We start from the raw sequence: 1635 nt of genomic DNA on the forward strand, positions 1-1635 counted from the left end.
GCAGCGGTACGGCCGGCCCGGCCTGCGCCCAGGCGGCGGGCATGTCGAAGAGACGGGCGTCCCCGCCGCGCAGGTAGAGCACCGGGGTCGCCCACTCCAGGCTGTCGTCCTTGTCGACGACCAGGGCGATCCGGCCGACCCGCACGGCCTCGTCGACGGTGCGGCCCTGGGCCAGCGCCTGGTAGAAGGAGGCGGCGAAGCGGGTGGCCGCCTTGTCGGTGACGGCGAACTGCATGGCGACGACGGCCGGTACGGTGCGCACGAGCACGGCGGCCGTGCTGGAGAAGAGGTCCTCGGCGTTGCCCATGCCGCTCTGGCAGCTGTTGAGGATCACCAGCTGGGGCCGGGGCCGGGCCACGCTGAGGAGCGAGGCGAGGGCGGAGGCGTGCAGGTGGTGCTCGCGCCCGTCCGCGTCGGCCAGGGTGATCATGCCCTCGTGACGCTGCGGGTCGTACGCGCCGTGCCCGATGAAGTGCAGGACGTGGCAGCCCCGGAGCAGCCTGCGGGAGAGGTCGTCCGCGGTCTGGCCGGGCACCCAGTCGAGGTCGGCCAGGCCGCGCTCGGTCAGCGGGCCCAGCGCGACGGACAGGGCGGCCCGCTCGCTCTCCGCGCCCAGGGGCGCGCGGGAGCGGGGCAGCGAGGTCATGCCGAGGATCTTCAGGGGTGGTTCGGAGCGCAGCGGGGCGAGGGGCTCGGGCAGGTCGACGTAGCGGACGAGGGGCCGGCGCAGGCACAGGTACTCCGCGGACTCCTCGTCGTAGAGCAGCTCCCAGGGCAGGGCGGCGAGTTCGGGGGCGCGGATGCGCAGGACCACGCGCAGTGCCTGGTCGTGCTCGCCGGCGTGCTGGCGGCTGGCGAAGTACAGCCCGCGCAGGTGTCCGTCGAACACGGCGCGGAAGAGCCGTTCCCCGACCTCCCGCACGGGCCGCTCCAGGCCGAGCGCCGCCGCGCGCGGTGTCACGGAGGAGGCGAGGACGGCCCGCTGGAGGTCGGCGAGGCGGGCGCCGATGGCGACGGGGTCCAGGGCGACGGTGAGGCTCCCCTCGCCGGCCGGCGAGGAGACGGCCACCGTGTACCGCCCGCCGGGACCGCCGCTGACCTCCAGGACGAAATCGGCGGCTCCGCGCATCACGGCTCCCGGAATTCCCGGAAAGAATTCACCATTCCCGTTTCCCGCTTTCTCAGGCGGCCGTGCCGGCGCCGCTGCCGTGCAGCGGTCCCGCCGTCATCCACCAGGCGCACAGCCGCCCGTAGGAGGCGAGGGGGGTGTGGGCTTCCGCGATGATGTTCAGGTCCTCGCTGGACCAGGTGAGATAGGCGTCGCCGTCGGATGTTGCGTAGCAGGTGAGGTCGCCGACGGTCTTTCCACCGGATTTGTACCTCTGCCGCCCGTCGAGCGGGACCGAGGGGCCGCACGCGTCGTGCGTGACCGTGGCCTTGCCGGTCAGCCTGTCGTAGGCGCCGCTCATGCTGATGCCGTCCACGAACTGGGCGTAGATCACCGGGAATCCGCCGGGCGGCGTGCAGGCGACCACGGCGACGACGGACGGCGGGAACTTGGACGCGTCGCCGTCCGAGCAGCTGGGACGGATGGCGTCGGGCACGTGCTCGAGCAGGGCCGCCGCCGCGGAGCGG

At 73.6% G+C, this 1635-nt stretch carries 2 protein-coding genes; both read right to left on the bottom strand.

The features are described 5' to 3' along the window. A partial coding sequence (locus V7793_RS37295; protein WP_336014142.1) for a CHAT domain-containing protein occupies window positions 1-1129 on the bottom strand: 1129 nt, incomplete at its 3' end. Window positions 1130-1181: 52 nt separating this feature from the next. Next, on the bottom strand, window positions 1182-1635 hold a 454-nt coding region (locus V7793_RS37300), incomplete at its 5' end, for a hypothetical protein (protein WP_336014143.1).

It is taken from the genome of Streptomyces sp. KLMMK (genome assembly GCF_036961605.1).
GTDB classification, from domain to species: Bacteria; Actinomycetota; Actinomycetes; order Streptomycetales; family Streptomycetaceae; genus Streptomyces; species Streptomyces telluris.